Below are 6,573 nucleotides of genomic sequence, written 5' to 3'. Positions count from 1 at the left end.
GAGGGTGGTGTGGGCCCCGCCCAGGCTCAAGGCCATGCGGACGTGCTCGAGGTTGTGCAAGAGCGTGTTCACGGCGGCGCGGGAGGGCTCGAGCTCGAAGGAGAGCATCGCGCCGAAGCCGTTCCCCAGCACCCTCTTCGCGGTCTCGTGGTCGGGGTGGGAGGGCAGGCCGGGGTAGTGGACGCGGCGCACCTTGGGGTGGGCCTCGAGGAAGCGGGCGAGCTCGAGCGCGTTGGCCGAGGCCCGCTGCATGCGCAGCTCGAGGGTGTGGGCGCCGCGCACCCCCAGCCAGCACTCGTGGGGGTTGGAGACGAAGCCCATCCGCACCGCCACCGCCCGGACGGGCTCGAGCACCTCCTTCCGGCCCGCCAGCCCGCCCAGCATCACGTCGGAGTGGCCGCCGATGAACTTGGTCAGGCTCTCCATCACCACGTCCACGCCGTGCTCGAGGGGGCGGCAGTGGTAGGGCGAGGCGAAGGTGTTGTCCACCAGCACCAGCGCCCCGGCCCGGTGGGCCAGCTCGGACAGGCGGGCCAGGTCGGGGACGCGCAGGCGGGGGTTGGAGGAGGTCTCGAGCACCAGCAGCCGCGCCCCCTCGAGTTCGCGCCCCGTCCCTTCCGAGTCGGCGAGGTCCACCGTCACCACCCGCACCCCGAAGCGCCCCAGGTCGCGCAGCACGCCCAGGGTGCTGCCGTAGAGGTCCTGCGAGGCCACCACCTTGTCGCCCGAGTTCAGCAATCCCAGGAAAGCCGCGCTCAAAGCGCTCATCCCGCTGGCGCAGGCGATGGCGGCCTCGGCGGCGTGCAGCTTGGCGAACAGGGCCTCGAGCGCCCGGTGATTGGGCGTGCCGTTGCGCCCGTAGACGGTCCCGGCCTGCCTCCCCTCGTACACCGCGTCCACCTCGTCGAGGTCGCGGAAGGTCCAGGAGGCCGACTGGTAGATGGGCAGCGAGACCGGGTCGTTGAGGGGCTTCTCGGCCTCAGCGCCGTGCAGGGCCAGGGTGGAGAGCAGGTCCATGCCCCATGCTATCCGCTAGTCCCACCAGAAGTACCAGTAGCGGCTGTTCAGGAGGGTGGCGGCGAGCCTCGAGACCGTCTCCACGCCCTGCGTCACGAGGTCGGGGCAGTACACGAACTGCTCCTCGGCCAGGCGCAGGGCCTCCTCGCGGGTGGCGGGGGGCTGGGCCACGCGGGTCTCGAGCACGTCGTGGGTCAGGCACACCGGCTCGCTGCCGTGGCGCTGGTGCCAGTAGCGCCACAGCGCCACCTGCACGGCGGCCTCGGGGCACTCGTTCCAGCCGCCCATCCCCAGCACCGCCGGGATCTGCCAAGGGGCCCCGACGGGGATCAGCGCCAGGTGCAGCCGGGCCTTGGGCTTGCCGCTGAAGAGGTCGTTGAAGCTGAGGATGCTGTTGTGGCCGGGCTGGGCCAGGGGCCAGGCCCCGCGCAGCTCCTCCAGCCACACCCCGTACCCCTGGGCCCGCCGCTCGGCGAACCAGGCCTGGAGGTCGATGGAGCGGGCCTGCTCGAGCAGGTCGCGGGTGGTGAGGCCGTCCTGCTGCTTGAAGCCGAGCTGGTCGCGGTGGAAGCCCAGCTCCTCGTCGTCGCCGAGCACCAGCGGCCAGTGCCCGGTCTGGGGGAAGAGGTCGCGCAGCCGGGTCCACAGTTCCAGGGCCTCGTGGCCCCGGACCGGCAGGGCCGGAATGCTGAGGTCCGAGCTTTCCAGGAGGGTGTCGAGGGCGTGGGTCGCGATGCCGTGCTGCCGTAGCGTTTCGGTCAGATCCATCTCGGACTCCTTGTATTACGTCATAAACATAACGACCCGCCCGGCCCCCGTCAAGCGCCGCCGCCAGCGGCTCAGGCCAGCCGCTCGAGCCAGGCCCGACGCCCGGCGGAAGCGCTCCCGGCCTGGGATGCCGTTCTCGCCCAGGTGCTCGTAGCCCAGCCGCTCCCTCGCCTCGAGGCGCTCGGCGGGCAGAAGGTTTCGAGCATAGCGCAAGGGCGCCCGCCCGGCCGTCGCCTACTGCCGTTCGCTCACGATCCACTCCAGCCTTTGCAGCCGCGCCCGGATCTCCTCCCAGGAATCGGCGCGCAGGTTGACGTGGCCCACCTTGCGCCCCGGGCGGACCTCCTTGCCGTACCAGTGCAGGTGGGCCTCCCGCACCCCCAGCACGCGGGCGAAGTCGGGCCGCACGCCGATGAGGTTGAGCATGGCGGCGTGGCCGCGCACCCGGGTCGAGCCCAGCGGCAATCCCAGCACCGCGCGCAGGTGGTTCTCGAACTGGCTGGTCTCGGCGCCCTCGAGGCTCCAGTGGCCCGAGTTGTGCACCCGGGGGGCCATCTCGTTGGCGATGAGCCGCCCCTCCACCTCGAAGAGCTCGATAGCCAGCACGCCCACGTACTCCAGCCGCTCCAGCACCCGCCGGGCGTAGTCCTCGGCCTGGGCCTGCAACCGGGGGGTCAGGCCCGGCGCGGGGGCCAGGCTCTTGCGCAGGATGCCGCCCTGGTGGTGGTTCTCGACCAGCGGATAAAAGGCCAGCTCCCCGCTTCGCCCGCGCACGGCCAGGACCGAGAGCTCGCGCTCGAAGGCCACGAAGCCCTCGAGGATCAGCGGCGGCCCGCCCAGGCGGGACCAGGCCCCCTCCACGTCCTCCGGCCCGCGCAGCACCTGCTGGCCCTTGCCGTCGTAGCCCAGGGTGCGGGTCTTGAGCACGCAGGGGAAGCCGGTGCGCTCCACGCCCTCCAGCAGGTCGGCGCGGGTGAGCACGGGGTAGAAGGGCGGGGTGGGGATGTCCAGGCTCTGGAAAAAGGTCTTCTCCGCCAGCCGGTCCTGGGCGGCCTCGAGGGCCTGCGGCGGCGGGAATACCGGCACGCGCTCGGCCAGGGAGCGGGCGGCGGCCACGGGCACGTTCTCGAACTCGTAGGTCACGAGCTCGAGCCCCTCCGCGAAGCGGGCGAGGGCTTCGGGGTCGTCGTAGGCCCCCACCCGCAGCTCGGCCAGGTGCCCGGCCACGGCCCCCCCGGCGGTGTCGAAAAAACGGAAGCGCTGGCCCAGCGGGTAGCCCGCCAGCGCCAGCATCCGGCCCAACTGTCCAGCGCCCAGAACCCCGATCACGAAAAGGCAGTCTACCCTAAGGCGCTGGGTTTTCGCGGGGTGAGGGCCAGGTGCAACCGGCCCAGCGCCACCGGGCTGGGGTACCAGGCCTCCAGGGGTGCGGGCAGCCCGATCAGGTTGCCCTGCACCAGGTCGCAGCCGTTCTCCCGCAGCCACTGGAGCTGCTCGAGGGTCTCGACCCCCTCGGCCAGCACCTCGGCCTCGAGGCTGTGGCCCAAGTCGATGGCCGCCCGCACCAGCTTCTCGTCGCGGCGGCTGGAGCCTAGGTGGGTGATGAAGCTGCGGTCGATCTTGATGCGGTCGAGCGGCAACTGGCGCAGGTAGGCCAGCGAGGCGTAGCCGCTGCCGAAGTCGTCCATCGCCAGCCGCACCCCCAGCGCCTTGAGCTCCAGCAGCGCGGCGCGCACCTCCTCGGGGTCGCGCAGCAAGGCGCTCTCGGTGATCTCCAGGGTCAGGCGGTAGGGCTCGAGGCCCCCGTGCTGCACCAGGTGGTTTAGCTCGGTCAGGGCGCCGGTGCGGGCGGCTGACTGGGCCGAGATGTTGATGGACAGCCCGTAGGGCAGCCCCTGCTGCTGCCAGCGCACCAACTGCCACAGCGCCAGCGAGAAGGCCGCCTGGTCGATCTGCGCGATGAGCCCGGTCTCCTCGGCCAGGGGGATGAAGCCGGCGGCGCTGACCACCTCGCCCCGGTTGCGCCAGCGCAGCAGGGCCTCGGCCTCGTCCACCCGGCCGTCGGCGAGCCGCAGGAAGGGCTGGTAGTAGAACTCGAAGGCGTGCCGCTCCGCCGCCTCGCGCAGCTCGGCCTCCAGGCGCAGCCGCTCGTGGGTGTAGGGGCTCTTCCCCGACTCGTACACCACCACCCGGCCGCCCGACTCCTTGGCCTCGTACATGGCGATGTCCGAGGCCTTGAGCAGTTCCACGAAGCTCTGGCCGTCGTGGGGGAAAGAGGCCACCCCCACGCTCACGCCCAGCCCCACCGCCTGCTTGCGCAAGGTGAAGGTGCCGCGCACCGCCCGAGCCATGCGGACGGCGATCTGGCGGGCCTGTTCGGGGTCGGTGGCGGGCAGCAAGCAGGCGAACTCGTCGCCGCCCAGCCGGGCCAGCAGGTCGCCGGGGCGCAACTGGCGCGCGAGCATCCCGGCGATCTCCACCAGCAGCTCGTCGCCCGCGTCGTGGCCCAGGGTGTCGTTGACCGCCTTGAAGTTGTCGAGGTCGAAGTACAGCAGCGCTAATGGCTGGCCGCTCGAGCGGGCGCCCTCGAGGGCGAGCTCGGCCTGCTGCTTGAGCGCCCGGCGGTTGGGGAGCTGGGTCAGCTCGTCGTGGAAGGCCATGAACTCCACGTGGGCCTGCTGCCGTTTGCGCTCGCTGACGTCCCGCGCGCCCACCACCACGCTCACCGGCTCGCCGCCCGCGTCCCGCGCGAAGTCCACGGTGGCCTCGAGCCAGACGAGGTGCCCCTGCTTGTGGCGGCAGCGGTACTCCACCTTGTACGAGCGGCCTTCGGCGTAGGCGAGCCGCCCCTGCCGCTCGAGCTCGGGCAGGTCCGAAGGCTCGACCAGCCGCTCGGCCTGCGTCCCCACCAGCTCGGCCTGGTCGTAGCCCAGCACGCCGCGCACCGAGGGCGTGACGTAGCGCACCACCCCGTCGAGGCCCAGCAGCATCACCATGTCGGTCATGGCGTCGGTGATCTGGCGCAGGGTCTGCTCGCTCTGCCGCAGCGCCTCCTCGGCCCCCTTGCGCACGGTGATGTCGCTGATCCCCACCACCATGCCGCTGAGGCGCCCCTGGGGGTCGTAGCGGTAGCTCAGGCGCGTCTCGAGCCAGACCTCCCGCCCGTCCGGGCGGCGGTGCTGGAGCTCGAGGGTCAGGGCCTTGCCCTGCCGCCCGCCCTCCAGCGCCACCCGGTAGACCTCGGGGGAGACGTACTCGAGGCCGGAGTGCCCCTGCATCTGGGCCGGGCTGAAGCCCAGCACCGCCTCCGCCGAGGGGGTGACGTACTGGATGACCCCCTCCTGGTCCACCAGCAGCACCACGTCCTGGATGGTGTCGCTGATCTGCCGCAGCATGGCCTCGCTGCGCAGGGCCGCTGCCTCCGCCTCCTTGCGCGGGTGGATGTCGTAAAAAGCCCCTTGGATGAACCGGTGCCCCCGCGCCGTGGCCGCCCGCCCCGCCACCAGGCGTACCCAACGCTCGCCGCCCCCTTTAGGGCGGATGCGGAACTCGACGTCCACGCCATGCTCCGGGTCCTGGAGCAGCCGCGTCATCTCGCGGCGCACCCGCGGCAGGTCCCGCCGGGCCAGCAGGCGGAACAGATCGACCTGCCCGGCCAGGAACTCCCCCGGCTCGTAGCCGGTGATCTGCCGCACCTGGCCGCCGAGCAGGATGGGCCGCAGGGTGTCGAGGTCGCCCTGGAAGGCGATGCCCTGAAAATTCTCGATGAAGAGCTGGTAGCGCTCCGCGGTCAGGGTCCGCAGCACCGTGGGGCTCTCAGGGGCGGGCAAGGGTTTGGGCCAGCTCCGGGCCAGGTGGATCTGGAACAGCCCTACCCCCACGAGCAGCAGGTCCGAGAGCGCCAGCGACGGCAGGCTCCAGGCGAGGTGGGTCATTCCCCAGCCCAGCGAGAGGGCTCCCCCTAGCCATAGCCCATACACCCCTGAATGAATATTCATCTCACCACTTGAACCTTCGCCATGCGGTATTAGAACTCTAGCCTAATTTGATGGGTTTGTGGGGTTTATGCGATCTTCAGGGAAGGCGATCCCCGCCCTACAGCCGGGGATCGGCGTGCTCGAGCACTTCGGCGGTCTGCCGGGCCCGGAAGGCTTTTAAGGCCTGGGCGATCTGCGGGTGCTTATTCCCCAGGATGCTAGCCGCCAGCAACGCCGCGTTGACCGCTCCCGCCCGCCCGATCGCCAGGGTTCCGACCGGAATCCCTGCCGGCATCTGCACGATCGACAGCAGCGAGTCCAGCCCGTTCAGGGCCTTCGACTGCACCGGGACTCCCAGCACCGGGAGGGAGGTTTTGGAGGCTGTCATTCCGGGTAGATGGGCCGCCCCACCGGCCCCCGCGATGATCACCTCGAGGCCCCGCTCCTCCGCGGTCTGCGCATATTCAAACAGCAGGTCCGGCGTCCGGTGCGCCGACACCACCCTGACTTCGTAAGGGACTTGCAGGCGCTCGAGGGTGTCCACGGCGTGCTGCATCGTTTCCCAGTCCGATTTCGAGCCCATAATCACACCGACCAGCGGGGACATGATGGGGATTCTACCAGGGTAGGCCGTAGATAAAACAAAACGGCCCCCACCCTCGAGGGTGGGGGCCGTGCTTCAAGAATGGAGCGGGAGACGAGACTCGAACTCGCGACCCCAACCTTGGCAAGGTTGTGCTCTACCGGCTGAGCTACTCCCGCACGCGCGGCGCGGGGCGCTGCGCGGGTGAAGGAAAAGGGAAAACCTCTG

At 70.7% G+C, this 6,573-nt stretch carries 6 protein-coding genes and 1 tRNA gene; all 7 read right to left on the bottom strand.

The window, feature by feature from the left end:
- On the bottom strand, positions 1-1,017 hold a 1,017-nt coding region (locus Mterra_RS17650), incomplete at its 3' end, for a trans-sulfuration enzyme family protein (protein ID WP_147372911.1).
- A gap of 15 nt (positions 1,018-1,032) precedes the next feature.
- Positions 1,033-1,785, bottom strand: coding sequence for a DUF4253 domain-containing protein (locus Mterra_RS17645; protein WP_119316350.1), 753 nt, complete (start codon positions 1,783-1,785; stop codon positions 1,033-1,035).
- Positions 1,786-1,800: 15 nt separating this feature from the next.
- Positions 1,801-1,998 carry a GrpB family protein gene (locus Mterra_RS17640; RefSeq protein WP_119316349.1) on the bottom strand — a complete coding sequence of 66 codons (198 nt, stop codon included), beginning with the start codon at positions 1,996-1,998 and terminating at the stop codon, positions 1,801-1,803.
- A 21-nt stretch (positions 1,999-2,019) separates the two neighbouring features.
- A complete protein-coding gene (locus Mterra_RS17635; RefSeq protein ID WP_119316348.1) occupies positions 2,020-3,114 on the bottom strand; it encodes a 5-(carboxyamino)imidazole ribonucleotide synthase in 1,095 nt (364 codons plus the stop codon).
- Positions 3,115-3,125: 11 nt separating this feature from the next.
- The gene (locus Mterra_RS17630; RefSeq protein ID WP_170159725.1) at positions 3,126-5,720 is read right to left on the bottom strand and encodes a sensor domain-containing protein; all 2,595 of its coding nucleotides are present in this window, start codon (positions 5,718-5,720) and stop codon (positions 3,126-3,128) included.
- Positions 5,721-5,880: 160 nt separating this feature from the next.
- Positions 5,881-6,369 (bottom strand): 5-(carboxyamino)imidazole ribonucleotide mutase, encoded by a 489-nt coding sequence (gene purE / locus Mterra_RS17625; protein ID WP_119316346.1) that lies wholly within the window; start codon positions 6,367-6,369, stop codon positions 5,881-5,883.
- Between the two features lie 79 nt (positions 6,370-6,448).
- A tRNA-Gly gene (locus Mterra_RS17620) sits at positions 6,449-6,524 on the bottom strand.
- Positions 6,525-6,573 lie beyond the last annotated feature (49 nt).

This window comes from Calidithermus terrae, from assembly GCF_003574345.1.
Taxonomy (GTDB): domain Bacteria; phylum Deinococcota; class Deinococci; order Deinococcales; family Thermaceae; genus Calidithermus; species Calidithermus chliarophilus.
The sequence above is the reverse complement of the archived record's forward strand: the minus strand, read 5'-3'. Positions and strand labels throughout refer to the sequence as shown.

Bases quoted from the DNA above. Each gene is read 5' to 3' on its own strand.
- Mterra_RS17630 (WP_170159725.1), bottom strand. From the start codon at position 5,720: ATGACCCACCTCGCCTGGAGCCTGCCGTCGCTGGCGCTCTCGGACCTG.
- purE (WP_119316346.1), bottom strand. From the start codon at position 6,369: ATGTCCCCGCTGGTCGGTGTGATTATGGGCTCGAAATCGGACTGGGAA.
- Mterra_RS17645 (WP_119316350.1), bottom strand. From the start codon at position 1,785: ATGGATCTGACCGAAACGCTACGGCAGCACGGCATCGCGACCCACGCC.